The following is a 26525-nucleotide window of genomic DNA, read 5'->3' as shown; positions in this document are numbered from 1 at the left end:
TTATGAAAAATTTAAAAATTAAAATTTTAAGTTTGGGGTTAGTTGGCTTGCTATTTAGTTCGTGTGTAAACGATTTAGATACCACACCAAAAGTAGAACTTTCCCTAGAAAACCTTCTCGCTCAAGATCCACAAGCTATTGAAGGGCTTGTATCTAAAATGTATGGAACTTTTGCTCTTTCTGGCCCTAGTGGTCCTGGTAGTTCAGATATTTCTGGGCCAGATCCAGGAGAAACTGCTTTTTTAAGAGGAATTATAAACTTACAAGACTTTACTGCCGATGGCATGAAAAATCGTTGGGGAGATGATGGTTTAGACCAATTAACTACTACAAAAGATTGGAGTCCTAATAATAAATTCTTTAAATATTTATATGACAGAGTTTATTATACCGTACCCCAAACGAGTAATATCATCAAAATTCTTAATGAGGGTGTAGATGTTCCTAATGAAGAACAATATGTTAGTGAATTGCGTTTCTTGCGCTCTTTAGCTTATTACTACATGATTGACTGTTTTGGAAAAGGTGTTTTAGTTACTGAAGCAGACTTAGGAAATGCAATTCCTAAACCACAAGCAAGTAGAATTGAATTGTTCAACTTTGTAGAAAGTGAATTACTTGATGTAGAAGCTAAAATTGCACAAACTAACAGTTATGGTAGAGCAAACAAATCTGTAGTAAGAATGTTGTTAGCAAAATTATATTTGAATGCTGAAGTATATACAGGAACACCTCGCTACAATGATGCTGCAACTTATATTAACAAAGTAATTACACAAGGTGGCTACTCATTATCGCCTAATTTTGTTTCTAATTTTTCTGGAGACAACAATAACTCAACAGAAATTATTTTCCCACTTATTGCAGATGCGCTTGCTAGTCAAAGCTATGGCAACACTACTTACCTAGTAAATGGAAGTCTAAATAGTGATACCATGACATTAAGCAATTACGGAGCAACTGATGGTTGGGGTGGTCATAGAGCTACAAAAGCATGGTATGGTTTGTTTGGTAGTTCAGCGGGAGCACTAGCTGCTTCAACTGATGTAAGAGCACAATTATTTTGGACTGGAGGTCATACTTATGAAATGACAGATTATAAAATATGGACTAATGGATATCCTTGTGTTAAATTTAGAAATTCAAATTTTTCAGGACCATCTACTCCGACTTCTTTCTCTGGAACAGATTTCCCTTTATACAGATTGGCAGATGCTTACTTAATGTATGCTGAATGTGCAGTTCGTGGCGCAACAGGAACAACTTTAGGACAAGCATTAACTTATCTTAATGATGTTAGAACAAGAGCTGGTGCTACTGCATTAGTTATTGGTGATCCTGGAGTACCGTTTGTTGTAAATTCTCCTGCTTCGCTACAAGTAATTCTTGACGAAAGAGGAAGAGAATTAAATCTTGAAGGACACAGACGTTCTGACTTAATTCGTTTTGGAAAATTTTCTGGAGGAAGTTATTTATGGCCTTGGAAAGGCGGTTCTGCAACAGGAACATCTATTTCTAGTAACTATAACTTATTCCCAATTCCTTCAACAGCTTTAGAAGCAAATCCAAATTTGACACAAAACCCAGGTTATTAATTATAAATTTTAAGAAAATGAAAAATATTATAAAAAAAACAATTTTTGCCCTTTTGTTAATTTCATTGGGCTCATGTACAGAAAAAGATATCGATCCAGTTGCTGTTGCTAATGGTGGCCCAGTACTTTCTATATCAACTGTTCCTACAGGTGGATTAGTATTAAGCCCTGCAAATGCAAACAATCTAATTGCTGCCTTAGATTGGGAACACAGTGAAAACGGCGTGCCTTCTCAATCAAATTACACTGTAGAAATTGCAAAAAGTGGAACCGATTTTACAACACCAATTGCTGCCGGAACAACAAATAGTAAATTTTTATCTTGGACACACGAACAACTAAACGGATTTCTTCCAGAACCAACTTTTACTCCATATACTGCTACTAATATAGACATTAGAGTTAAATCTTCTTTAGGTAATGGGGCAAATGCATTAATACAATATTCAAATGTAATTACAGTTAATGTAACTCCTTACACTAATGCATTACCAAAAATCGCAGTACCTGGAAACCACCAAGGTTGGTCTCCAGCAACTGCACCATTATTAGCTGCTTCTGCATATGGAAAGACAGATTATGAAGGATTTGTTTGGCTTGATGGGGATTATAAATTTTTAACTCCTAAAGTTGATGGGACTTTTGATTGGGGGACTCCAGATTTTGGAGATGATGGTAGTTTTGCAGGAACTCTTGTAGAAACTGGAGAATCAAACTGTAATGTAGGTACAGCAGGTTATTATTATGTAAAAGCAAATACTGGTGCTGTAACTGGCGCTAATCCAAATGGATTAAAATACTCTGCAGATCCTGCTAGTTGGGCTATAACTGGTGCCGCAACTCCAAACGGATGGCCTGACCCTGCTTTAGATCATGACATGACATATAATTCAACAACAAAAAAATGGCAAATTACAATTGCTTTAACAGCTGGAGAATTTAAGTTTAGAGCAAATAACGGATGGACATTAAATTTAGGTGGTGATAATAACGGAGATGGATTCATGGATTTTGGTGGCCCAAATTTATCAATAGCTACTCCAGGAACTTATACTGTTATTCTAGACTTAAGTAATCCAAGAGCTTATACGTATAGCGTAAACTAAATAAAATATTTTAAAAGGGCTGGAATATTTCAGCCCTTTTTTTAATAAAACAAAAAACAGATATGAAAAAAATTTACTTCATACTATTGCTATCTTTCTTATCCATAAACTCTTTTTCACAGGTTTCATGGCAAGGTGGTTTAACTCCCGAAGCAAATCAAACTGGAACTATACTTTTTGATAAAACTGGAACTGGATTATCTGCTTATACAGGAACCATTTATGCCCATACTGGCGTAACACTAAATGGCACAACGTGGTCTAATACTATTGGAACATGGGGAAATAACACTACACAACCTGCTTTAACACTAGTTTCTGGAAATATTTACAAGTTAGATCTAACCCCAACAATACAAAGCTTTTATAGTGTAGCTGCTGGAACTATTACAAAAATAAATATCGTTTTTAGAAGTGCAGATGGCACGCAACAATCGGCAGATTTACAACTGAATGTTGGTGCTTTTCAAGCTACATTAGTTTCTCCAATAGAGAATAGCAGTACAATTATTTCAAGTGGTCAAAATCTAGCTATTTCAGCTAATAATATCAATGGAAATGCTAATTATAATTTATTAGCAAACGGAACAAGTATAAACACTTCAACTGGTACAACTTATAGCTTTACAGATTTGAATATTACAACAAACAAATCTTATGAGCTACAAATAACACAAGGAGTTACGGTTTTTTCGAAAAAATTTAATGTTATAGTAAACCCTGGCACAACTTCGCAAGCAATGGCAGGTGGTTTAGATGACGGAATTAACTATAACTCTGGAGACGCTACAAAAGCAACTTTAGTTCTTGATGCTCCTGGTAAAGATTTTGTATATGTGGCTGGTAGCTTCAATAATTACCAACCCAATACTTCATATGCGATGAAGAAAGATCCAACAACTGGAAAGTTTTGGTTAGAAATTACTGGTTTAACTTCTGGTATAAACTATAATTATCAATACTGGGTTGTAGATACCACTCCTATTGCAAACTCTCCATCGCTGGTAAAAACTGCCGATCCTTATTCTACATTAGTACTATCACCTTATGATGACCCTTATATTCCCGCAGCATCATATCCAAGTATACCAAGTTATCCAACTGGACAAGATCGTGAAGTAACTGTTTTACAAACGGGACAAACTGCTTATTCCTGGGTAAATACTAATTTTTCAAAACCTAAAAAAGAAGATTTAGTAATATATGAGGTTCTAGTTAGAGATTTTGATGCTAATCGTAATTTTCAAGACTTAATTAATAAAATTTCTTATTTTAAGAATTTAAAAATCAACGCAATAGAATTACTTCCTGTAATGGAATTTGAAGGCAATGAAAGTTGGGGTTATAATACTTCATTTCACATGGCTTTAGATAAATTTTATGGCACATCAAATAAATTTAAAGAATTTATTGACTTATGTCACACAAACGGAATCGCAGTAATTCTAGACGTTGCTCTTAATCATGCTTTTGGAAGAAATCCCATGAATAGAATGTGGATGAGTGATCCTGATGGTGATGGCTGGGGTGATCCAAGCACAGAAAATCCTTATTTTAATACTGTAGCCAAGCACAGTTATAGTGTGGGTGCCGATTTTAATCACGCTTCATTATTAACAAAAAACTATACTAAAAGAGTTATCAAACAATGGATTCAAGAATATAAAATTGATGGTTTTCGTTGGGATTTAACTAAAGGTTTTACACAAGCTTGTTCTGCTGGAGATGATGCTTGCACAAATGCTTATCAAGCAGACAGAGTAGCTATTCTAAAAGATTATGCCGATTATTCTTGGAGTTTAGACCCAACACATTACACTATTTTTGAACATTTAGGAACTGATAGTGAAGAACAACAATGGGCAAATTATAGAATTGGAGAAACACCAAGCAAAGGTGTTATGTTGTGGGGCAAAATGTCTGACGAATATGCCACATTAGCAAAAGGTTTTAATGGAGATATTGCTCGTGTAGGAAACACCAGCAGAGGTTTTACAAACAGACGTTTAGTTGGTTATGCAGAAAGCCATGACGAAGAACGTACTATGTACAAAACACTTACTGAAGGAAACACTGCAGGGCAAAGTGCTAGAATTTTAAATAACGCACTAAAAAGAATGTCAACCATGGCTGCTATGGAATTGTTAGTTCCTGGTCCAAAAATGATTTGGCACTTTGGCGATTTAGGATGGGATTCTTCCATTTTTACATGTAATAACGGGATTATAAACAATCAAATCGATCCAACTCCAGGTGACTGTAAATTAGATACAAAACCACAACCTCAGTGGACAAACAACTGGTTGGCTGATGCAAACAGATCTATTATTTATAATGATTGGGCAAAACTGAATACTTTAAAAATTAATGAACCCGTTTTTGAAGGGAATTATAATATTAGTCCAGATGGAGCCGCAAGTAATGTTAGACAAAGAATGTATATTTGGGATGATGCACTTCCTGTAAATTCATTAAAAAACGTAGTTGTAATTTCTAACTTTTCTGTTGCAGCACTTAATATTATACCCAACTTTCCTTATGTAGGAACTTGGTATAACTTAATGGACAACTCTTCGATAAATGTCACAAATACTACTGCTACATTAAATATTCCAGCTGGAGAATTTAGAATCTACGGAAACCAATTAGCCCCAAGTTTAGCAAACAATGAATTTGAATTAACAAAAAGTATTTCATTATACCCTAATCCGGCTAATAACACATTTAACTTAACCCATTTTGCTTCAAATGTAACCATTTACAATATTACTGGTCAAATAGTAAAAACATTTAAAGGTAGTTTTGATAGTAACCATTTGTACTCTATAGATGATTTAAAACAAGGTATTTATCTTGTAAAAACAACTGATGATAACAATCGTCAAACCAAAATCAAACTAATAAAAGAATAATGATTTTGAGTTAGTTTAGTTTATTATTTTTAACAAAAAGGGTCACGCTAGCGTGACCCTTTTTAAGTAATATTATTTTCTTAATTATCAAATATTATTTCAATTTACGTTTTACAGCTACTTCTGTAAATCCTTCAATAATATCATCGATTTCGATTTCGTTGAATCCTTTTATTTGGATACCACAATCGTACCCTTTTGCTACTTCTTTTACATCATCTTTGAAACGTTTCAATGCAATAATATCACCAGTGTGTATTACTACTCCATCACGAATTACACGTACTTTATTTGCTCTTAGTATTTTACCATCTGTAATCATACAACCTGCAATAGTACCCACTTTAGATATTTTGAAAAGCTCTCTAACTCCTGCAAGACCAGTAATCTCTTCTTTCATTTCTGGAGAAAGCATACCTTCCATCGCATCGCGTAAATCGTCGATTGCTGCGTAGATGATAGAATAATGACGGATGTCTATTTCTTCTTTTTCTGCTAATTGCTTAGCGTTTCCTGCTGGACGAACATTAAATCCAATAATAATTGCATCTGATGCAGAAGCCAACATAACGTCAGTTTCTGTAATGGCTCCAACTCCTTTATGAATGATGTTGATTTGAATTTCTGGTGTAGATAATTTTGAGAATGAATCTGATAATGCTTCTACCGAACCATCAACGTCTCCTTTAAGGATAATATTCAATTCTTTAAATTGTCCAAGTGCAATACGACGACCAATTTCATCAAGTGTAATGTGACGTTGTACACGTACAGATTGCTCACGCATTAATTGTGTACGTTTTGCAGCAATAGCTTTTGCTTCTCTTTCGTCTTCAAAAATATTGAACTTGTCACCTGCTGTTGGTGCTCCAGCCAAACCTAATATAGATATTGGTGTTGAAGGACCTGCTTCAGTAACATTATTACCACGTTCATCTTGCATAGCTTTGATTTTTCCGTGATTTTTACCTGCTAAGATATAATCTCCTACACGCATGGTTCCTGCTTGGACTAATACTGTTGATACATATCCACGACCTTTGTCTAGGAATGCTTCAACAACTGTTCCAGTTGCTGGTTTATTTGGATTTGCTTTCAGATCTAAAACTTCTGCTTCAAGCAATACTTTTTCTAATAATTCTTTCATACCAATACCTGTTTTTGCAGATATATCTTGCGATTGGTATTTTCCTCCCCAATCTTCAACAAGGAAATTCATTGCTGCTAATTTTTCCTTAATTTTTTCAGGATTAGCATTTGGTTTATCTACTTTATTGATGGCAAATATGATTGGCACATTTGCAGCTTGTGCGTGAGATATGGCTTCTTTTGTTTGAGGCATGATATCATCATCGGCAGCTACAACAATAATTGCAATATCTGTAACTTGAGCTCCACGTGCACGCATCGCGGTAAATGCTTCGTGACCTGGTGTATCTAAGAATGCGATTTTTTGACCGTTTTCTAACTCTACTCCGTAAGCACCTATATGTTGTGTAATTCCTCCTGATTCTCCAGCAATTACGTTTGTTTTACGAACATAATCCAGTAAAGATGTTTTACCGTGATCGACGTGACCCATTACGGTTACAATTGGCGCACGATGTACTAAATCTTCGGCTGAATCTTCGATAACTTCGACGTTCTCTTCTAAATCGGTAGTAATAAATTCTACTTCAAAACCAAATTCATCACAAACAATAGTTAATGTTTCTGCATCTAAACGCTGATTCATGGTAACCATGATTCCAAGTGACATACAAGTTCCTATTACTTTGGTAATTGGCACATCCATCATGGTTGCAACCTCACCAACAGTAACAAATTCTGTTACTTTGATAGTTTTGCTTCCAGCTTCTAATTCTCTTTGCTCGTCATCAGATTTTTGACGGTGCGTGTCTCTTTTGTCACGACGGTATTTTGCCGCTTTTGATTTACTACCTTTTCCTTGTAAACGCTCAAGTGTTTCTTTGATTTGGTTTTTTACTTCCTCTTCAGTTGGCTCAACTTTAGCTACAATAGCTGGTCTTGCTCCTTTTACGAAACCTGGTTTATTAGCACGATTAAAGCTTCCTCCAGTTGCGTTTCCGCCACCAGTGTTTGGTCTAATTAAGTTTGTTCCTGGTGTTCTAGGTGCCGCATTTGCTTCACCTGGTTTTGTAGGAATTCTTTTTCGTTTATTTTTGTTTGCGTTATTATTATTTCCTGCTCCTGCTGGTTTTGCACCACCTTTGTTAGGCTCAATTATTCTTTTAGGTTTGTTAAACTGTGATAAATCGATAGTTTGACCTGAAAAGGTTGGTCCAGAAAGCTTTGTATATTGTGTTTCGTGTGCTTCTTCAACTGGAGCTTCTTCAACTGAAGGATTTGAAGTTACTTCTGGTACTTTTTCTACAACTGGCTTTACTGTTTCTTTAACTACAATTTTAGCAATAGGATTCTCTTTAACAGGAATTACTTTAGCTATATTTTGCTTTTGATGTTCTGTCTTTTCAGGAGTTTTTGCAACTTGCACTTCTTCTTTTGGCTCAGCTTTGGCTTCCGTTTTTGTCTCAACTTTTACTTCTGGAGCAATTGTTGGCTTGATAGTCGTTTTAGCTGACAAATCGATTGTTCCAACTTGTTTTGGCCCAGTTATAACAGCTTTTGCTTTAATAACCTCTTGACGCTGACGCTCTTCGTCTTGCTTGCGTTTTTCTTCTATTTCGTGTTCCCTTTCCACACGCAAAGCTTCTTTTTCTTTTCGCTTTTCTTCACCAACTTCTTTCGAAGCATCTTTATTCCCTTTGTCTCCAGCAAATTGATTAGACAGAACATTATACACTTCGTCAGAGATTTTCGTGTTAGGATTAGACTCGATAACGTGTCCCTTATCCTTTAGATAATCTACGGCTCTTTCTAACGAGATATTAAATTCCCTTAAAACTTTGTTTATTCTTATTGTACCTTCAGACATAAAATCTTTTTATATTATCTTTTTATTGTGGTATGCGTATGCTAATCAAGAATTTACTCTTCAAATTCTTCTTTCAATATTCTAACTACTTCAAGAATAGTTTCTTCTTCTAAATCGGTTCTTCTTACCAAGTCGTTTACATCTTGACTTAGTATGCTTTTTGCTGTATCTAAACCAATTTTTGCAAATTCTTCAATAACCCAAGCTTCAATTTCGTCTGAGAATTCTGTTAATTCTACATCATCATCAGCAGCAACAGTTCCTTCTCTAATTACATCAAGCTCATAACCTGTTAATTGTCCAGCTAGTTTAATGTTGTGTCCTCCACGTCCAATTGCTTTTGAAACTTCTTCTAATTTCAAGAAAACTTCGGCACGTTTTGTTTCTTCATTAATTTTGATAGAAGACACTTTTGCGGGACTTAATGCTCTTGTAATATATAATTGAATGTTAGTCGTATAATTGATAACATCGATATTTTCGTTTCCTAATTCGCGAACAATTCCGTGAATACGTGATCCTTTCATTCCCACACAAGCTCCAACTGGATCGATACGATCATCGTAAGAATCGACAGCTACTTTTGCTTTTTCTCCAGGAATACGAACTACGTTTTTAACCATAATTAACCCGTCGAAAACTTCTGGAATTTCTTGTTCAAATAATTTCTCTAAGAACTTTTCTGAAGTTCTAGACATAATAATTTGAGGTTTGTTTCCTTTTAGTTCAACACTTTCAATAATTCCACGAACATTATCTCCTTTACGGAAAAAGTCAGACGGAATTTGTTTTTCTTTTGGCAAAATGATTTCATTTCCTTCATCATCTACAAGAATTACTACTCTTGGACGTACGTGATGAACTTCTCCTGTATATATATCACCAATTAAATCTTTAAATTGTTTGTAAAGATTTGTGTTGTCATGCTCGTGAATTTTTGAAATTAGATTTTGACGCAATGCCAAAATAGCTCTTCTTCCAAGGTCGATTAACTTTACTTCTTCAGAAACTTCTTCGCCGATTTCAAAATCTGGTTCGATTTTTCTTGCATCAGTAAGTGTAATCTCAAGGTGATCTAAATCTAAATCATCATCAGCTACAATTACTCTTCTTTGCCAGATTTCCATATCTCCTTTATCAGGATTGATGATAATATCAAAATTATCATCTGAACCGTATTTTTTCTTCAATGCGTTTCTAAACACATCTTCCAAAATCGCCATAAGCGTTGGACGGTCTATTGATTTGTCGTCCTTAAATTCTGAAAATGAATCTATTAATGCTAAATTCTCCATGCCAACTCTTTTAATTTAAAATATAATTATAACTATAGCTTCTTGAATATCTACGTAAGCGATTTTTTCGTTATGCACTACTGTTTCTTTTCCTTTTCCTATTTTTTTTGGTTCTCTCGAACTCCATTCAACCGTAATATCTTCATCTGAAACTTCTAAAAGCAAAGCTTCTATGGTTTGATCTGCCGTTTTTATTTTTAATGTCCTTCCAATATTTTTTTTGTACTGACGAACTAACTTTAACGGCAATGAAACTCCTGCCGAAGCAACTTCTAATGCAAAATCTACTTCTTCTCGGTCTAAATTATTATCAATTGCTCTACTAATATTAATGCAATCTTGTAATTGAACACCATTATCGCCATCTAAAGTTATAACGATTTTGTTTGCATCATTGATATTTAAATCAATCAAAAACAAGCTTGGATATTCTGCCAACCCTTGCTCTAACAACTCTTTTACTTTTTCCTTAAATGTCATATTGTATAAAAAGAGGGAAGCAGTGCTTCCCTCATTATTTAGATAAACTGCTTAATAATATGCAAATATACTACTTTTTTTTAATTTACGAAATATTGATTTATGTTAAATAATTTCCTACCTTTAAGGTAGAATTAAATTATCAACGTAATTAACAATAAAAAACACATATTATGAAACGAATTTTAGTCCCAACTGATTTTTCTAAAAATGCTGAATACGCTCTTAAAGTAGCAGCACAAATTGCTAAAAAAAATAACAGCGAAATATTATTAGTTCACATGCTTGAATTACCACACCAAGGAAGTGACGCAGTATCGCAAGGAAGAGAGATTCCGGAAGTAATGTTTTTTAAAAATGCTGTATTACAAAAATTAGACGATTTAATGGGAGAAGACTATCTTTCCGGAATTAAAGTTTCTGAAATCATTCAGTTTGAATTAGCATTTGACGGCATTATGAAAATAAGCAAAATTCATGATGTTGATTTAGTAGTTATGGGATCTCATGGCGCAAGTGGATTTAAAGAAATGTTCGTAGGTTCTAACGCAGAAAAAGTAGTTAGAAATTCTGAAATTCCAGTTCTAATCATAAAAGAAGAAGACAATGATTTCACAATTGACAACTTCGTTTTTGCTTCTGACTTCTCTGATGAGATTAAAAAGCCTTTCCAAGAAGTAGTTAACTTTGCAAATAAATTTGGAGCTAAATTACATTTAGTAACCATAAATACTCCAAACCAATTTATATCTACAAAAACAGCTGAAGACAAAATGTCAAGTTTTGTATCTAACTTTAAAATAAATAATTTTGAAACACATATTTATAACGAAACAAGTGTTGAAAAAGGAATTTTGAAATTTTCTAATAGTATAAAAGCCGATTTAATTGGAATGTCTACTCACGGAAGAAAAGGATTAGCACATTTTTTTAACGGAAGCTTAGCAGAAGGTATTGTGAACCATGCAACAAAACCAATCATAACTTTTAAAATATAATTTAAAAAAGCCGCTTTAAACATCTATAAAGCGGCTTTTTTTTAAATTATTTATTCATATGTTGCATTTCGTACAAAAATGTATCTAAATCAACTTCTAATATTAGAAGAGACAATGCCTTATCTACAATATAATTTACATTACCTGGTGTAAATCCTAGTGCTAACGAAAACTTAGTCAAAATTTCTTTTTGTTTAGGTCCAAGAATATGATCTGCATAAACCATTCTAGACAAATCAAACAAACGCTCTAGTCTTTGCGTGTGCAACACAGGTGGATTGATAGGGTATTTTAGAGGATTTTCTAAAATTTCTTCATATTCGGCATCAGAAATTTCCAAACGACTTTTTAATTTATCTAAAAATTGTTTTTCTTCCGCACTCAAATCACCGTCTGCAATTGCTACACGAACAATAGCTGAAAAATGACCTTTATTTCTTGTTTTAAATTCGCTATCAAATAAATCTGAAAAAGACATAATGTTATTTTTAATTTTTACAAATATACTCATTTCTTCATTTTTTTTAAAATCATTTTAAAAATACTTTAACAGAGAAACAAATTTTAAAAACCAATAAACAAAAAATAATTTGTAAGTTTGATAAACCCAAACCTTATTGTTATGTCTGAATTCTGGTTGTATTTTAATATTGGCTTAAAGCATGTCTTAAATATAGGCGCTTACGATCATGTTTTATTTCTAATTGCGCTAACCGTTCCATACGCTTTTAAGGACTGGAGAAGATTACTACTACTTATATCATTATTCACATTAGGACACACATTAGCATTAATTCTTTCCGTATTTGGGGTTGTTTACATTAAGGCTAATCTAATCGAATTTATAATTCCTATCACAATTCTTATTGTAGCGTTATTCAACCTTTTTACAGCTGGAAAAAACAACAAAGGAGAAGGAATTAGTATTTTAGCTTTTGTCACGTTATTCTTCGGAATCATTCACGGATTAGGTTTTTCTAATTATTTTAAAACCATTTTACCAGGAAGTGCAACTGATAAATTATTACCATTATCAGAATTTGCATTAGGGATAGAAACTGCTCAAGTCATAGTAGTTTTTGTTATTCTAATTATCTCTTATATTGTACAAACCGTTTTCAGATTTTCTAAAAGAGACTGGACGCTTGTCATGTCGGCATTTATAATAGGAGTAGTCATTCCGTTAATCATACAAAGTCCTATTTGGAGTAGATGAACCCGTTTTCTGAAGCGAAAATCCTAATATACCTACAGGTTTCTAAAAATTTGTCAGGCATATTAGGATTTTTACTTCTAAAAACTAAAAAATAGTTAAATATTCTCAATTCATCATTCAACTAAAAAAATGATTTACTTTTGTAATCAATGAAAGAGAAAAAACAAAACAAATACGATAAAGCCTATTTACGATTAGCAAAAGAATGGGGCAAACTTTCCTATTGCAAGCGCAAACAAGTTGGCGCGATTATTGTGCGTGACAAAATGATTATTTCCGATGGTTACAATGGTTCCCCATCAGGTTTCGAAAATTGTTGCGAAGACGAAGAAGGACTCACAAAATGGTATGTACTTCATGCAGAAGCAAATGCCATACTAAAAGTAGCTCGCTCGACACAAACCTGCGAAGGAGCCACTTTATACATTACGCTTTCGCCATGTAAAGAATGTAGCAAGCTAATACACCAATCAGGAATAAAAAGAGTTGTTTATCTAGAAGGTTACAAAGACAATTCTGGATTAGAATTTTTAGAAAAAGCAGGCGTTCTGGTAGATCACATTCAGGAAATTGAATAAATTATAAAATCGCTAAATGAAAGTTGATAAAGTATATTTTCCGTTAATCATTTTTGCTGCAGTAGCAATGGGCTTTTTGTTGGGTGGTATTTTTGTTAGAATTCCAGTTTCTGTAAAACAGAATACAGAAAATCAAACCAAGCAAAAACTTAATAAGCTCATCGATTTTATAAACAACGAATATGTAGACAATGTAAATACAGATTCGATTGTTGATCAAACGGTAAACGGAATTCTAAGCAAATTAGACCCGCATTCAGTATATATTGCAAAAAATGAAGCGCAAGGTGTAGCGGAAAGCATGAAAGGTGATTTTGTAGGTATTGGTGTTAACTTTTTTGTAGATAATGATACTGTTGCAGTCATTAAACCCTTAGAAGGAGGACCTTCAGAAAAAGCAGGAATCATAGCTGGCGACAGAATTTTATCTGCCAATAACGAAACACTTTTTGGTAAAAAAATTACCACCGAAAAATTATATTCAAAACTAAAAGGAGAACCAAACTCCGAAGTGATTCTGACGGTTTTCAGAAAATCGACAAAGAAAAAATTTAATCTAAAAGTCATTCGCAATATTATTCCTATAAAAAGTGTCGATATTGCTATTATGCTTAATAAAAATACAGGATACATAAAAATAAATCGCTTTGCCGAAACAACCTATAAAGAGTTTCAAATTGGTTTAAATAAATTGATAAAACAAGGTGCAAATTCTCTGGTTGTAGATCTTAGAGACAATGGCGGCGGTTATCTTGATCAAGCCGTTTCTATAGCCGATGAATTCCTAAAAGATAAGAAACTCATTGTTTTTACAAAAAATAAGAAAAAACATATCGAAAAAACTTATGCCACAAGCGATGGCGTTTTTGAAAACGGAAAAGTAACTTTATTAATAAATGAAAACTCAGCTTCTGCAAGCGAAATTCTTGCTGGGGCAATACAAGACAACGACAGAGGATTAGTAGTAGGTCGTCGTTCTTTTGGCAAAGGATTGGTACAACGAGAAATGCCTTTCGAAGACGGATCTACAGTTAGACTAACAGTTGCAAGATATTATACACCAACTGGACGTTCTATTCAGAAATCATACAAAGAAGGAAACGAAGAATATTTTAATGAGTTTATGAAACGCTACGAAAATGGCGAATTGTATGCTAAAGACAGCATAAAAATTGCCGATACATTAAAATTTAAAACACCAAAAGGTCGAATTGTATATGGCGGTGGCGGTATTGTACCAGATGTTTTTGTGCCTTTAGAATCTACAAAAGGAAATGAAGTTATTCCTATGATTATGCAATCGGGAATAGTTTCTAATTATGTTTTTAAAGAACTAGATCGACACAGAAACCAGTTTACTAATCTAAATTTTGCTCAGATTATTACTAAGATTGAAGGTTCTGACTTGTATTACAATGAATTCAAAAAAATGATAGAACTTAATAATACTATGATCGATTTAGATTCTAGCAAAAATTACATCAAACGTTATATAGCTGCTGAATTTTGCCGACAATTACTAGGCGAAAGTCAATATTATCAGGTCGTGCTAAAAGATGACACCATGATTAAGGAAGCATTAAAAAACTAAATAGAAAAGCCGAAAAGAACTAACTTTTCGGCTTTTTTCGAGATTACATATAACTCAAAATTTCTTTTTTATAATTGTCATATTCTCCCTGCATGATTAGTCCGTTGTCAAGGAGTTTTTTGTAGTTCTGTAATTTTTCGAACAATTCGTCTTGCGACAAATCAGCTAATTTTTTCTCGGCAGTTGTGTTTGTAGTAGTACTTACTGGCTCAGAAATTGGCTCAAAATACGTTGGTATTGCAGGCATAATTTCGGCAAAGTTAGTTACTTCTTCCGTTTCAAACTCTTCAACAGCTTCTTCTTCATAAGGAATGGTGTCTGCAACGTGAATTTCTTCTTGAGTCGCTACTTCTTCAATAATTGGTGCGATAACTGCTGGATTTTTTATTAGATCCATTTGTTCTTTTGCAAAAGTGTGCAATTTTCTTGCTTGGTTTTTAGGAATATAATCGATGCTAATCACCAATTCGGTTTTAGTCGAAAAAGAAAATTCAGAACCTAAAATATTTTCTTTTACAAAAGCACCAGCAATATCATCCCAATCATAATCGATAAAATCCATAGACAAACCAAGGTTCTTAGGTTTACAAATAATGATTCTTTTGTTAGTCATTACGATACTATCTGGAAAAACAGTAATGGCTGGTTTTTTTTGCACACCAATATAACCTACTTCTTCATTTTTCATTAATAAAGATTCCAATTTAGCTGTGATTTTTTCTATCGCTTTAGGGTCTTGGTCTTCGTTTAGTATTTTCTTTAAATTGTCGATCATGATTTACACTTTTGTATACATTTTATATCGAACAAATATAATCTCAAATTTTCTAATTATCGAAATTCGTTAACAAAATTTATGCTAATTATAAAAATACAAATATTAATTTATCCCAAAATAAAAAACAACACGCTTTACGGTTTCCCGTAAGGATGCGGTTGCTAACTGTATTACTTTTAACCAAAACAGGTATAAATACGGGGTTGTAGCTAAAAAGTGTTTTGTATGTTTGAAAAAATAGGGTTTTGACACAATTGCACCCACAATTAAATGCATTGAGAATAACCTCTCCCTAATTTCAGTGAGAGAAATATACCTAAATCTATTTAAGCAACGCTAAGTAAATAAAAGTATATTTGAAAACGGCAAAACAAAAATAGTCATAGCTCTTTTTTGTTTTGTTGAAATGAAAATAATAAATGATTATATATGTGATTTTAGAGTTGCGTATATTTAAGAGTTAGAGCGAAATGCGCGCTGACCGCACACCTTTCGCTCTAACGACAAGCGCACTTCGCCTAACTAGCGCTTTGCAAAAGCAAAGCCGTCGCAAAGCGCGCTTGTCGTTAGCTGCCATTTTAAAGAACGTCACTATAAACCATGCCTAATTTAATTCCATTTATTGACACGTCCGAATATTATCATTCGGATATAAGACGATATTACGAATTTGAAGAAATAGAAATCAATCTTCCAGCTTTTAAACTTTTTCATTTCGAAGGTTTAGAAAAGGAAAGGGAAATGCATCTTTACTTATTGACTAATAGTAAAGAAGAAAACCTTGCTATTTTACGTTTAGTTGCAGTTGATTTGCATGGAATAACTTATTATCAAATTTGCAAATCTTACTCAATTGTTATTCAGAAAGGCTATGGAGAAACACTTTATAGTTTGTGTTTTAATATTCACAATGGAAGTTTCATATCTGATTACATAAATACTTTACCAGGTTCATACAATCTATGGAAGAAAATTTTAAGAAAAAATCCCAACGCAATAAGATATGATACTAAGAATAATCGAAAATTTCCAATTGATTTAGAAGATGAATTTTTAATATGGGGCGTTCCAAACAGTTTTCTTGAAATTATTTTGCAAACTCAATGGGAAGCAGTAATTTTTGAAAACGAATATGAAGACTTAGATTACGGCGAAAGTGAAGAATCTTATGAAAGTACATTTGTCGACTATCTATCAGAAAATGATAAAATGGAAAGAACGCTGTTATCAGACTTCATAGTTGAAGCGCTGAAAAAAAAGAAAAAAATTAAAGATCGAAGTGATATTGTAATATTAATATAAAAAAACGGCAGCTAACAGCTGTTTCTCGCAATTGCGAATTTTGTTGAAAATTCACGTTTGCGTTTCGCAAGAATTTTTATCTTTAACAGAAAATAATTCGTTCCGAAGTTCGCAACTGACGAGAAGCAGCGGAACGTTGTGCGTAATATTACCCGAACAAACAGAAATCAACAATGAAGAAAACAATTACTCTATCAATTTTACTTTTTACATTTTTTAGTTGTAAAAAAGAGGTACAATTTGATTTGAAAAAACAGAATCAAATGATAGAGTTGAGCGAAAAAATTTTTGCATATAAAAAAATAGACTCTAAAGAGATTCTCAAATTAATAGAAAAAAATTCAACAGAAATTTTCGAAGATACTTCAAAAACAGATTTTACCCCAAGACCTTATATTTATTCAAATTTAGCTGGAAAAACTTTTTTTAAAGTATATGAAAAACCAAAAGGGACAATTTTTGCAATTTCATTTTTTAAAAATAACTCTGAAATAAATACAGCTGAATATTTCGACAATGGACAAATACAATGTCTATTTAAAATTAACAAAAAAGGAATAAAAAACGGAAAATTTAATTGCTTCCACAGAAATGGAAAAATCAGAAAAAGCGGGGAATATTTAAACGATAAAGAAATTGGACTTGAAATTGGCTACGATTCCATTGGAAATAAAACTCACGAATTTGATTACGAAACTATGTAATATCAAAAATAAATACTACGCACAACAGGCGTTTGGCGAGATTGCGAATTTTATGATAAATTCATGTTTACATTTCGCAAGAAATTTTTCTTAGCCGAAAGAACTCGGTTACGAAGTCCGCAACCTCGTGAAGCTTGGGAACGCGTTACATGGTTCACAAAAAATATTGCTAAAATGAACTTCTATTGGATAAAAACACCTCAAATCATCAAACGATTATTTAGTAATCAGGTTTGGGCTATTCCCAATAAGGAAAACAAAATTCACCTCACTTTCGATGATGGTCCAACTCCAGAAATCACCCAATGGGTTTTGAAAATTCTAAAAGAGAACAACATCAAAGCTACTTTTTTTTTAATTGGAAATAATATAGAAAAGCACCCAGAAATTTTTAATAAGGTTGTTAATGAAGGACACAGTATAGGAAATCACACTTTCAATCACAAAAATGGTTGGAAAACCACTACTCCCGATTATATACAAAATGTGGAACTATGCCAAAATCAACTTTTAAATCTAAAATCTAGGATTTTCCGTCCGCCTTACGGCAAAATAAAACCTTCACAATCTAAAAAATTACGGGAATTAGGCTATAAAATAATAATGTGGGATATTCTAACTGCCGATTTTGATGGGAAAATACCTAAAGAAAAATGTCTAGAAAACGCAACACAAAAAGTAACTTCTGGCAGTGTTATTGTCTTTCATGATAGTGTAAAAGCATTTGCAAATTTAGAATACACTTTACCTAAAGCGATTCAAATATTAAAAGAAAAAGGATTTGTGTTTGATGTGATTTCTTAAAATTTATTTACTTTATAGCTATATTTAGCTCAAAACACAAAATTTGTAATTTAAATTTGCTCTTGAACTAAGCTAATAATAGAGTTTGCATCTAGCTCGCCAGATTGTCTCCACATCATTTGTCCGTCTTTGTAAATCATAAGTGTAGGCAACCCTTTTATGCGAAGTGCTTCGGCTAATTCTTGGTTTTTATCAACATCAATTTTTATCACTTTGGCTTTATCACCAAGTGCAGCAGCAACATCCTTAATAACAGGATGCATAGATTGTGAAGATTCATTCCAGTCTGTGTAAAAATCGATTAGAACAGGAACTTGAGCATTTATTAATTCTCCAAACTTTGACATAGTATAATTTTATTAAACTTTGTTATACAAATATAGTGTTTTTAGTATATTAAGATACATTTTGTCCTTTTTTTAGACGAATTACCGTTATTTCTGGCATAATTCCCACTCGACCAGGATAAGCATGAAACCCGAAACCACGATTTACATAAATATATCTTCCTACATTTTCATACAAACCAGCCCATTGTTTGTAAACGTATTGTGCCAAACTCCACTTGAACCAACCTGGAATTTCAATTCCAAATTGCATTCCATGTGTGTGTCCTGATAAGGTTAGTTGGAAGTTTTTTTCGTGATTTTTAATTTCATATTCCCAATGACTTGGATCATGACTCATTAATACTTTAAACTCTTCTTTCGTAAGATTTTGAGCAGCTTTGTTTAAATCGCCCGCTTGTTTAAAATTATGTCCCCAATTTTCAACTCCTACTAACGCAAATTTATCATCTCCTTTATGAATAAATTTATGTTCATTCAATAATAAATCGAAACCTATTTGACCATATAATTTTTTGATAGCTACAAAATTTTCTTCTTTCGCTTCCGCAGATGGCCAATCTAGATATTCGCCATAATCATGATTTCCTAACACGGAATATTTTCCATATTTGTGTTCTTTGATCTTGTTAAAGGTTTCAATCCATGGATGCATTTCTGTAGCAAATGTATTTACAATGTCACCTGTAAATAAAATCATATCCGAATTTTGCTCATTTACTAAATCGATAGCATAACTTATTTTTTCTGGATTATCAAAACTTCCACTATGTACATCGGATATTTGGGTTATTGTAAAGCCATCGAAAGCATCAGGTAAATCAGGAAAAAAGATATTTTGTTTTATTACTTTGTAGTTGTATTTCCCAATGGTCATTCCGTAAATTAAGGACAAAAATGGAACAGCCGCCAATCCTAATCCTACTTGACTAACAAATTTTCGTCTTGAGGCTAAAAATGTTGTATTGCTGTCGTTATTAATAAAGTAATTTACTGCGCCAGAACCCACTCTAAAAATATCCTCACCAAACATAAATAATGTTAAGATAATTTTTGGAATAAAAACTAGTAAAAATAGCCCCATTGTAAATAAGGTTTGTCTTGTTTGCCCAACGCTTCTATCAAATTTTGTGAATGAATAGAGCAGAAAAACAAAAACTAACAAGCTAATAACTTGATAACTTATTAAAATCCATTTTATTTTTATTAGCGATTTTATAGCTTGAAAAGCATAAAATTCTATAAATAAAAGGAGTACAGTTATAAATAATAAACGAAGAATCATTTTGAATAAATTTTAAGCAAAATAACAAAGAAAGTTAGAGCAAATAGTTAATGTTAATCAAATTTTAACTTAAAATTTTCTTCCTTTCCAACTGTAACTTCCAAAAAAAGAATAAATCCCAACCGAAACACAAAATATAGGGTAAAATAAACTACCAAAGATAAGGTGACTTAACTTTGTTTTAAAAAAAGTACTGGTTTTATATAGCAAAACGAAATCGATAAAAAATTTGGACAATAAGAGTAATAAAAAATAATCAAGGCGCATTATTCCTAATAGAAAAAATCCAAAAGAAAAAATCCAAAAAAGATTCATTACTAAAACAGAAACACCCAATTGCTTGCTGTATAAACTATTATAATTTCCTGTTTTACTAGCCCAGCGAACCCTTTGATAAAACAAATCCTTCCAAGTACTTTCTGTTTTTGTTTGCACAATTGCCGAATCCGATTTTAAGAAATACACCTTATTTTTATCTTTCTGAATGGCTTTTTGCAATAAAAAAACATCGTCTCCGCTAGCAATATTATCATTTCCATCAAAACCATTTAGTTCAAAAAAAAATGCTTTTTGATAACAAAAATTAGCACCATTGCACATAAACGCTTGTCCGTTCCCGAAGCTTCCTATCGTTGTGCCTTGCAAACTCAAAAAATCCAATTGCTGGAATGCATCTAAAAAACGAGTAGTTGCTTTATTAAAAACACCAGCAGCTATCATTTTAGGATTATTTTTCTGAATAAAATCATCAAAAGCGTTGAGCCAATTTTCTGGAACTAAACAATCGGCATCTGTCGTAATAATCCATTCATTTTTAGCAAGAGCAATTGCTGTGTTTATAGCGTCTTTTTTTGGCGAATTTGAAAGACGAATGTTAGGTGTTATTACAATTCGTAATTCATAATTCGTAATTCGTAATTCTTCATCAGAATCATCATCAACTAAAATCACTTCAAATAAATCATTCGGATAATTTAATTTTTCAATTGATGAGAGGAGCTTTGGCAAGTTTTCCTGTTCATTTCTAAACGGAACAATAATCGAAAATTTTGTTTTTGATGGCAAATTCTCATTTTTAAAAGATTTCACTTTCGTAAAGCCATAAATTAACCAGATGATATTCCCTAAATACCAAATCGTAATATAAACAAAAAGGTAATTTAGGATTTCCATTGTGTCTTGAAATTTAAAACATAGAAACTACCTATAATTACTGGAATAACCACATTTAGAAACCACATCAGTGTGGTTACAAAAACAACAATCCATTCATTTACGCCCAATAAAGAGAAAAAGTAAACAGCAACACTGCCTTTTACAGCAAAATCTAAAAACTGGAAACTAGGCAACGACGAAGCCAAAAAATAAACGGTTGCAATGGTTGCCATGAGTGTAAAATAAGGCAAGTGAACATCGAAAGCGACGAACAAAAAATAATATTGATGCGAAAATATAAGATAACGAGCAATTCCTAGTAAAGTGTTTTTTTGATGAATGCTTTTTGGAATTTCATTAATTTTAGACATTAACTTTTCGAGAGAATATCCTTTTACTTTTATTTTTTTGGAAAGAAAAGCCAAAACCCAAAACCCAAAAGTGAAAAGTGAAATTACCAAAACCCAAAATCTATAACCCAAAATAAAAAGACCAATTGTTCCCAAAAAAACGGTCAAAATTAATTGTATTCCGTTGCACAGAAGATTTAGAAATACGCTTTTTTTAGTTTTGTCTTTTTCAAAATACAAAGCTTTTCCTGCATATTCTCCAATGCCGTTTGGCGTAAAAATTCCAGCAGTAAGTGAAGCTAAAACTTGTTTGGTTGCTTCGCCAATTGTAATTTTTTTGAAAGAATAAACTAAATTTTTCCATTTCAAAATCTCAAGAAAGCGATTAGCAAAACTCAAAAATAGTATAAAAATGATTCCGCCAACAGACTGATTTTTTTTAAATAAAACAATAAATTTATTCCAATCTAATTTGTCGTTGGTTGCTAATTGGTTATAAATAAAATAAAATGCACCAACAACAATCAAAAGTTTGATGGCAAGTATGAGGAATTGTTTAGCTTTGTGAGAAATTGAAATCATTGGTGCAAAGAAACAAAACTTTGAACTTTAAACTTTAAACTTTCAAATAAAACATTGGCAAACGAACGTATCATATTAGGAATCGACCCAGGAACAACCATTATGGGTTTCGGGCTCATAAAAGTCATTAATAAAAAAATGGAGTTTCTGCAACTCAACGAATTAATACTAAGCAAATACGACAACCACTATCAGAAACTAAAAGTGATTTTCGAACGTACTATCGAATTAATTGACACGCACAATCCTGACGAAATTGCCATTGAAGCACCGTTCTTTGGCAAAAATGTACAATCGATGCTCAAATTAGGACGAGCACAAGGAGTTGCTATGGCAGCAGGACTTTCGAGAGATATTCCCATTACCGAATACGAACCCAAGAAAATAAAAATGGCGATTACTGGAAATGGAAATGCCAGCAAAGAGCAAGTAGCAAAAATGTTACAACAATTGTTAGGGCTAAAAGAATTACCCAAAAACCTTGATAGTACCGATGGTTTGGCAGCCGCAGTTTGTCATTTTTTCAACTCTGGAAAAGTAGTTGGCACGACAAGTTATACAGGTTGGGACGCTTTTGTAAAACAAAATGAAGAACGAGTAAAAAAATAGTGATCAGTGTTCAGTTTTTTAGTAATCAGTGATAGATTCGATTGCTATTTTAGTGTTCAATTTAAAATAAAAAAGATGATATTTCAGGATTTATTTGCTTATAAAAAATCTTTTTCACTAGCGATGAGGATTTTTGAGATTACAAAATCATTTCCTAAAGAGGAGATTTATTCTCTTACAGATCAAATTAGGAGAAGTTCAAGAAGTGTTCCTGTTACTATAGCTGAAGCATATAGAAAACGTATTTATCCAAAACATTTTTATAGCAAATTAACCGATTCTGACGGAGAGAATTCCGAAACTCAAGTTTGGTTAGACTTTGCTTTTTCGTGTAAATACATTTCAAATGATGTATATCAAGAATTGGTTTCTGAAAGTATTGAAATTGGAAAGCTAATAAATTATATGTTGCTAAATCCTGAAAAATTTGGAGTAAAGAAGGAGTGAAAGTAGTGGTCAGTATTCAGATTTTTAGTTTTCAGTGATGGATTCGATTGTTTTTTAGTCGTCACTGAACACTTTTTATAATCACAAAAAACGGAATACTAAAAATCTGATTACTGAACACTTTTTTATAAGCATAACAAACTGAATACTAAAAATCTGACCACTAACCATGAGCGGCATCTACATCCATATTCCTTTTTGCAAGCAGGCTTGTCATTACTGTGATTTTCATTTTTCGACTTCGTTGAAGAAGAAAGACGAGATGGTTTTGGCTATTGCCAAAGAAATAGAAATGCGCAAAAATGAATCTGCAAACGACCTGATAGAAACCATTTATTTTGGTGGAGGAACACCTTCTATATTGAATATTTTAGATTTAAAGTTTTTGATTGACGAAGTTTATAAACATTATAAAATTACTGAAAATCCAGAAATCACAATAGAAGCCAACCCCGATGATTTGTCTGAAAATCGAATTATCGAATTATCAAACAATCGAATTAATCGACTCAGTATAGGAATTCAGTCTTTTTTTGAAGAAGATTTGCACTTGATGAATCGCGCTCACAATTCGGCGGAAGCCAAAAAATGTTTGGAAATGGCCACACAATATTTTGATAATATTTCGGTCGATTTAATATACGGAACGCCGGGTATGAGTAACGAAAAATGGTTGCGAAATATTCAGATTGCTTTAGATTTGAATATTCCACACATTTCGAGTTACGCTTTAACGGTCGAACCTAAAACCGCTTTGCACAAGTTTATTAAAGACGGAATTATTTCGCAGCCAGATGATGCGGTGGCTCATGAGCAATTTTTGATACTGGTTGACACTTTAGAAGAAAATAAATTCATTCATTATGAATTGTCTAATTTCGGGAAAGAGAATTATTTTTCTAGAAACAATTCGGCGTATTGGTTGGGCAAAAAATACATAGGAATTGGTCCTTCGGCACACAGTTACGACGGAAAAAATCGAAGTTGGAATGTATCTAACAATGCAATTTATTTAAAATCAATATCCGAAAATATATTGCCTTCAGAAACCGAAATTTTATCGGAAACAGACCGATACAACGAATATATAATGACTGGTTTGCGGACTATTTGGGGCGTTGATTTAAGCAAAATTGAAAATGAATTTGGAGAGAAATACTATAATTATTTGATGCAAAATGCGCAAAAATACTTAGATAATGCAAAACTTATTTTAAAAAATAATGTTTTACGAACAACTAGAAAAGGAAAATTCTTTTGTGATGGAATTGCATCAGACTTATTTTACTTAAATTTGGAAGAATAAAAATTAACTGCAAACAAAGTGTTTCGCAAAGAGACAAAACTTTGTTTTAGTTACAAACACTAAAAAAAACAGTACACAATGAATATCTTAAAAAAATTACTGGGAGTACTAATAATTCTTTTTGCATTTTTGCTGTCTTGCGGATTTATATATGCTCTTAAACATACTTTTTTAAAAAGCAGAAGAAAATTTGAAGTAGGAGAAATAGGAGCCCCAGGTTATGCTATTGGCTTTATAATATGTTTTGGTCTCTGTGTTGTCATAGTTTACTTTTTGTTAAGATTGAGCTTAAAATTGTTGCGAAATAAAAACAACAATTTGGGACCAATTAGCTAAATTGAACCTAAAAATTAGTTGTGTCAGTCGCTAATGGCTTTTGAAATATGGCTGGGTCAGTGATTATTTTAAAAATACTCCGATAATTCAAAGTTTGTCGTATGTTTGTTATTAAGTGGTGGCGTTTTGCACCACTGACTGAAAGCCGTGGAAGAACTCTGCAAAAACCTTTTTAACTCAGCAGTTAGAAAAAAATGAAAGCAATAATAAACAATCAAGAAATAAACTTATCAAAACCCATTGATATTTCTATTCCGTTAACCAACACGGACGAGAATCCTATCGCTTGGTATCTCGACAAACCCGAAATAGCACCTGTAAAAGTAGGCGATTGGATTGGGAAAGTTTCGGAAGGAAAATCATCTACAAATTTCAATAATATATATTTCAATCCGCACGGACACGGAACGCATACCGAGTGTTTGGGACATATAACCAGAGATTTTTATAGCATCAATAAATGTTTGAAACAGTTTTTCTTTACTACTGAATTAATTTCGGTCGAGCCAAAAACAATCAATGGCGATTTAGTGATTACCAAAGAACAAATCAAAAATGCTTTAAATAATAAAACGCCTGATGCTATTGTTATTAGAACTTTACCCAATGTAGAAGGCAAAAAGCACAAAAAATACTCACATACCAATCCGCCGTATTTGGCTGAAGACGCAGCAATTTTCATTCGAGAAATCGGAATCCAACATTTGCTAATCGATTTGCCAAGTGTAGATCGAGAAGAAGACGAAGGGAAATTATTGGCTCACAAAGCTTTTTGGAATGTAAAGGATGTCAATAATCTGAATAAAGATGCTAGACTCAATTGCACGATTACCGAAATGATTTTTGTGGACAATAAAATTTCCGACGGAAGTTACATACTAAACCTACAAATCGCCTCGTTTGAGAATGATGCCAGTCCGAGTAAACCAATTCTTTATTCTATTTTGAATGTTGAATGATTTTCAATTTATAATTCATCATTTATAATAATTTTTATGATAACCGTTTCTACAGATAAAAACAAACTAGATGTCCCGTTCATTCAAAATTTTTTGAAAGATGTGTATTGGGCTGCCGGAAGAACAATTGAAGAAGTACAAACCACAATTAATAGTTCATTTTGCTTCGGAATTTATCTCGATGACAAGCAAATTGGTTTCTGTCGAGTAATTACCGATTATGTTATTTTTGCTTATGTGATGGATGTTTTTATTACTGAAGAGTATCGAGGAAAAGGTTATTCGTCGATTCTTATAGAAAAAATGATGAATGAACCAAAACTGAAAGAAGTCAAAATTTGGCGATTGGCAACTTCAGACGCACATTTTTTGTATGAAAAATTTGGATTCAATGCTTTGGCAACACCAGAAAAAATGATGGAGAAAATTATAAAATAGAAACATGAATATTCAACAATTATACGAATTTTGTCAAGCTAAAAAAGGCGTTACTGAACATTTTCCTTTCGACGAAGACACATTAGTATTTAAAGTGGGTGGAAAAATGTTTTGTTTGGCTTCGTTAAAAGGATTCGAAAACGGAAATCCTTCTTTAAATTTGAAATGTGATCCTGAAAAATCACTCGAACTTCGGGCAGAATACGAAGCCATTAAACCTGGTTATCACATGAGTAAAGTGCACTGGAATACTATTGATTTAAATAAAGACGTTTCTAATAAAATGTTATGCGAATTGATAAATCATTCCTACGATTTGGTTTTTAAAAGTTTGACTAAAAAAATTCAAAACGAAATTCAAAACGAAATTCAAAACGAAATTCAAAAGTAAATAAA

General features: G+C 32.7%; 25 protein-coding genes. 16 read left to right on the top strand and 9 right to left on the bottom strand.

The genetic code is table 11. The annotated features are described in order from the left end of the window. The first annotated feature begins 2 nt into the window (after positions 1-2). From ABI549_RS05595 to ABI549_RS05585, 3 genes are all read left to right on the top strand, one after another. On the top strand, positions 3-1595 hold the full coding sequence (locus ABI549_RS05595) for a RagB/SusD family nutrient uptake outer membrane protein (RefSeq protein WP_348075470.1): 1593 nt from the start codon (positions 3-5) through the stop codon (positions 1593-1595). 17 nt (positions 1596-1612) lie between these two features. Then, on the top strand, positions 1613-2701 hold the full coding sequence (locus tag ABI549_RS05590) for a SusE domain-containing protein (RefSeq protein ID WP_348075469.1): 1089 nt from the start codon (positions 1613-1615) through the stop codon (positions 2699-2701). Between the two features lie 62 nt (positions 2702-2763). Further along, positions 2764-5613, top strand: coding sequence for an alpha-amylase family glycosyl hydrolase (locus ABI549_RS05585; RefSeq protein WP_348075468.1), 2850 nt, complete (start codon positions 2764-2766; stop codon positions 5611-5613). Positions 5614-5707: 94 nt separating this feature from the next. On the opposite strand, the gene infB is transcribed toward ABI549_RS05585, so the two are convergent. Genes infB through rimP form a run of 3 tightly spaced genes read right to left on the bottom strand, consistent with a single transcriptional unit; the run spans position 5708 to position 10344 of the window. Further along, positions 5708-8569: a translation initiation factor IF-2 gene (infB, locus tag ABI549_RS05580; protein ID WP_348075467.1), complete on the bottom strand. Its 2862-nt coding sequence runs from the start codon at positions 8567-8569 to the stop codon at positions 5708-5710. A gap of 53 nt (positions 8570-8622) precedes the next feature. Beyond that, a complete protein-coding gene (nusA, locus tag ABI549_RS05575) occupies positions 8623-9864 on the bottom strand; it encodes a transcription termination factor NusA (RefSeq protein WP_091476516.1) in 1242 nt (413 codons plus the stop codon). 15 nt (positions 9865-9879) lie between these two features. After that, positions 9880-10344 carry a ribosome assembly cofactor RimP gene (gene rimP / locus ABI549_RS05570; RefSeq protein ID WP_348075466.1) on the bottom strand — a complete coding sequence of 155 codons (465 nt, stop codon included), beginning with the start codon at positions 10342-10344 and terminating at the stop codon, positions 9880-9882. A 173-nt stretch (positions 10345-10517) separates the two neighbouring features. Here rimP and ABI549_RS05565 point away from each other — a divergent pair, with 173 nt between their 5' ends. Continuing rightward, positions 10518-11342, top strand: a complete 825-nt coding sequence (locus ABI549_RS05565) for a universal stress protein (RefSeq protein WP_348075465.1) — start codon at positions 10518-10520, stop codon at positions 11340-11342. 46 nt (positions 11343-11388) lie between these two features. Here the strand turns inward: ABI549_RS05565 and ABI549_RS05560 are convergent, their stop codons facing one another. After that, a complete protein-coding gene (locus ABI549_RS05560; RefSeq protein ID WP_348075479.1) occupies positions 11389-11820 on the bottom strand; it encodes a TerB family tellurite resistance protein in 432 nt (143 codons plus the stop codon). A gap of 144 nt (positions 11821-11964) precedes the next feature. Between ABI549_RS05560 and ABI549_RS05555 the strand changes: the two genes are divergently transcribed. The 3 genes from ABI549_RS05555 to ABI549_RS05545 all read left to right on the top strand — a co-directional run bounded on the left by ABI549_RS05555 (position 11965) and on the right by ABI549_RS05545 (position 14727). Further along, positions 11965-12558 (top strand): HupE/UreJ family protein, encoded by a 594-nt coding sequence (locus ABI549_RS05555; protein WP_348075464.1) that lies wholly within the window; start codon positions 11965-11967, stop codon positions 12556-12558. 149 nt (positions 12559-12707) lie between these two features. Further along, on the top strand, positions 12708-13136 hold the full coding sequence (locus ABI549_RS05550) for a dCMP deaminase family protein (protein WP_348075463.1): 429 nt from the start codon (positions 12708-12710) through the stop codon (positions 13134-13136). A gap of 16 nt (positions 13137-13152) precedes the next feature. Next, on the top strand, positions 13153-14727 hold the full coding sequence (locus ABI549_RS05545; protein ID WP_348075462.1) for a S41 family peptidase: 1575 nt from the start codon (positions 13153-13155) through the stop codon (positions 14725-14727). Between the two features lie 43 nt (positions 14728-14770). Here ABI549_RS05545 and ABI549_RS05540 read toward each other — a convergent pair whose 3' ends face one another. Next, a complete protein-coding gene (locus tag ABI549_RS05540; protein ID WP_348075461.1) occupies positions 14771-15502 on the bottom strand; it encodes a PH domain-containing protein in 732 nt (243 codons plus the stop codon). Positions 15503-16105: 603 nt separating this feature from the next. Here ABI549_RS05540 and ABI549_RS05535 point away from each other — a divergent pair. The 3 genes from ABI549_RS05535 (at position 16106) to ABI549_RS05525 (ending at position 18315) form a co-directional block, all read left to right on the top strand. Beyond that, a complete protein-coding gene (locus ABI549_RS05535) occupies positions 16106-16807 on the top strand; it encodes a hypothetical protein (RefSeq protein ID WP_348075460.1) in 702 nt (233 codons plus the stop codon). A 173-nt stretch (positions 16808-16980) separates the two neighbouring features. Continuing rightward, complete coding sequence (locus ABI549_RS05530; protein WP_348075459.1) at positions 16981-17511, top strand: hypothetical protein; 531 nt, start codon at positions 16981-16983, stop codon at positions 17509-17511. A 174-nt stretch (positions 17512-17685) separates the two neighbouring features. Continuing rightward, complete coding sequence (locus ABI549_RS05525) at positions 17686-18315, top strand: polysaccharide deacetylase family protein (protein WP_348075478.1); 630 nt, start codon at positions 17686-17688, stop codon at positions 18313-18315. A 50-nt stretch (positions 18316-18365) separates the two neighbouring features. On the opposite strand, the gene ABI549_RS05520 is transcribed toward ABI549_RS05525, so the two are convergent. The 4 genes from ABI549_RS05520 to ABI549_RS05505 form a co-directional block, all read right to left on the bottom strand. Then, entirely contained in the window at positions 18366-18662 is a 297-nt protein-coding gene (locus ABI549_RS05520) for a thioredoxin family protein (protein WP_348075458.1), read from the bottom strand. Between the two features lie 49 nt (positions 18663-18711). Further along, positions 18712-19947, bottom strand: a complete 1236-nt coding sequence (locus ABI549_RS05515) for a metallophosphoesterase (protein WP_348075457.1) — start codon at positions 19945-19947, stop codon at positions 18712-18714. Positions 19948-20016: 69 nt separating this feature from the next. Continuing rightward, a complete protein-coding gene (locus tag ABI549_RS05510) occupies positions 20017-21120 on the bottom strand; it encodes a glycosyltransferase (protein ID WP_348075456.1) in 1104 nt (367 codons plus the stop codon). After that, a complete protein-coding gene (locus ABI549_RS05505) occupies positions 21108-22034 on the bottom strand; it encodes a hypothetical protein (protein WP_348075455.1) in 927 nt (308 codons plus the stop codon). The genes ABI549_RS05510 and ABI549_RS05505 overlap by 13 nt, the downstream gene beginning before the upstream one ends. 54 nt (positions 22035-22088) lie before the next feature. Here ABI549_RS05505 and ruvC point away from each other — a divergent pair, with 54 nt between their 5' ends. The 6 genes from ruvC to ABI549_RS05475 all read left to right on the top strand — a co-directional run bounded on the left by ruvC (position 22089) and on the right by ABI549_RS05475 (position 26520). After that, on the top strand, positions 22089-22643 hold the full coding sequence (ruvC, locus tag ABI549_RS05500) for a crossover junction endodeoxyribonuclease RuvC (RefSeq protein ID WP_091476271.1): 555 nt from the start codon (positions 22089-22091) through the stop codon (positions 22641-22643). 75 nt (positions 22644-22718) lie between these two features. Then, positions 22719-23090, top strand: coding sequence for a four helix bundle protein (locus ABI549_RS05495; protein WP_348075454.1), 372 nt, complete (start codon positions 22719-22721; stop codon positions 23088-23090). Positions 23091-23259: 169 nt separating this feature from the next. Continuing rightward, positions 23260-24396 (top strand): radical SAM family heme chaperone HemW, encoded by a 1137-nt coding sequence (gene hemW / locus ABI549_RS05490; protein ID WP_348075453.1) that lies wholly within the window; start codon positions 23260-23262, stop codon positions 24394-24396. A gap of 530 nt (positions 24397-24926) precedes the next feature. Beyond that, positions 24927-25691, top strand: coding sequence for a cyclase family protein (locus ABI549_RS05485; protein WP_348075452.1), 765 nt, complete (start codon positions 24927-24929; stop codon positions 25689-25691). Between the two features lie 36 nt (positions 25692-25727). After that, positions 25728-26129 carry a GNAT family N-acetyltransferase gene (locus ABI549_RS05480; protein WP_348075451.1) on the top strand — a complete coding sequence of 134 codons (402 nt, stop codon included), beginning with the start codon at positions 25728-25730 and terminating at the stop codon, positions 26127-26129. 4 nt (positions 26130-26133) lie between these two features. Further along, entirely contained in the window at positions 26134-26520 is a 387-nt protein-coding gene (locus tag ABI549_RS05475) for an MmcQ/YjbR family DNA-binding protein (protein WP_348075450.1), read from the top strand. Positions 26521-26525 lie beyond the last annotated feature (5 nt).

It is taken from the genome of Flavobacterium sp. (assembly GCF_039932285.1).
Taxonomy (GTDB): domain Bacteria; phylum Bacteroidota; class Bacteroidia; order Flavobacteriales; family Flavobacteriaceae; genus Flavobacterium.
Note: the sequence above shows the minus strand (reverse complement) of the source record. Positions and strands in the feature narration are given on the sequence as shown.

Bases quoted from the DNA above. Each gene is read 5' to 3' on its own strand.
- rimP (WP_348075466.1), bottom strand. From the start codon at position 10,344: ATGACATTTAAGGAAAAAGTAAAAGAGTTGTTAGAGCAAGGGTTGGCA.
- hemW (WP_348075453.1), top strand. From the start codon at position 23,260: ATGAGCGGCATCTACATCCATATTCCTTTTTGCAAGCAGGCTTGTCAT.
- ABI549_RS05595 (WP_348075470.1), top strand. From the start codon at position 3: ATGAAAAATTTAAAAATTAAAATTTTAAGTTTGGGGTTAGTTGGCTTG.
- ABI549_RS05555 (WP_348075464.1), top strand. From the start codon at position 11,965: ATGTCTGAATTCTGGTTGTATTTTAATATTGGCTTAAAGCATGTCTTA.
- infB (WP_348075467.1), bottom strand. From the start codon at position 8,569: ATGTCTGAAGGTACAATAAGAATAAACAAAGTTTTAAGGGAATTTAAT.
- ABI549_RS05560 (WP_348075479.1), bottom strand. From the start codon at position 11,820: ATGTCTTTTTCAGATTTATTTGATAGCGAATTTAAAACAAGAAATAAA.
- ABI549_RS05590 (WP_348075469.1), top strand. From the start codon at position 1,613: ATGAAAAATATTATAAAAAAAACAATTTTTGCCCTTTTGTTAATTTCA.
- ABI549_RS05485 (WP_348075452.1), top strand. From the start codon at position 24,927: ATGAAAGCAATAATAAACAATCAAGAAATAAACTTATCAAAACCCATT.
- nusA (WP_091476516.1), bottom strand. From the start codon at position 9,864: ATGGAGAATTTAGCATTAATAGATTCATTTTCAGAATTTAAGGACGAC.
- ABI549_RS05475 (WP_348075450.1), top strand. From the start codon at position 26,134: ATGAATATTCAACAATTATACGAATTTTGTCAAGCTAAAAAAGGCGTT.
- ABI549_RS05585 (WP_348075468.1), top strand. From the start codon at position 2,764: ATGAAAAAAATTTACTTCATACTATTGCTATCTTTCTTATCCATAAAC.
- ABI549_RS05545 (WP_348075462.1), top strand. From the start codon at position 13,153: ATGAAAGTTGATAAAGTATATTTTCCGTTAATCATTTTTGCTGCAGTA.
- ABI549_RS05525 (WP_348075478.1), top strand. From the start codon at position 17,686: ATGAACTTCTATTGGATAAAAACACCTCAAATCATCAAACGATTATTT.
- ABI549_RS05495 (WP_348075454.1), top strand. From the start codon at position 22,719: ATGATATTTCAGGATTTATTTGCTTATAAAAAATCTTTTTCACTAGCG.
- ABI549_RS05520 (WP_348075458.1), bottom strand. From the start codon at position 18,662: ATGTCAAAGTTTGGAGAATTAATAAATGCTCAAGTTCCTGTTCTAATC.
- ABI549_RS05480 (WP_348075451.1), top strand. From the start codon at position 25,728: ATGATAACCGTTTCTACAGATAAAAACAAACTAGATGTCCCGTTCATT.
- ABI549_RS05515 (WP_348075457.1), bottom strand. From the start codon at position 19,947: ATGATTCTTCGTTTATTATTTATAACTGTACTCCTTTTATTTATAGAA.
- ABI549_RS05540 (WP_348075461.1), bottom strand. From the start codon at position 15,502: ATGATCGACAATTTAAAGAAAATACTAAACGAAGACCAAGACCCTAAA.
- ABI549_RS05510 (WP_348075456.1), bottom strand. From the start codon at position 21,120: ATGGAAATCCTAAATTACCTTTTTGTTTATATTACGATTTGGTATTTA.
- ABI549_RS05530 (WP_348075459.1), top strand. From the start codon at position 16,981: ATGAAGAAAACAATTACTCTATCAATTTTACTTTTTACATTTTTTAGT.
- ABI549_RS05535 (WP_348075460.1), top strand. From the start codon at position 16,106: ATGCCTAATTTAATTCCATTTATTGACACGTCCGAATATTATCATTCG.
- ABI549_RS05565 (WP_348075465.1), top strand. From the start codon at position 10,518: ATGAAACGAATTTTAGTCCCAACTGATTTTTCTAAAAATGCTGAATAC.
- ABI549_RS05550 (WP_348075463.1), top strand. From the start codon at position 12,708: ATGAAAGAGAAAAAACAAAACAAATACGATAAAGCCTATTTACGATTA.
- ABI549_RS05505 (WP_348075455.1), bottom strand. From the start codon at position 22,034: ATGATTTCAATTTCTCACAAAGCTAAACAATTCCTCATACTTGCCATC.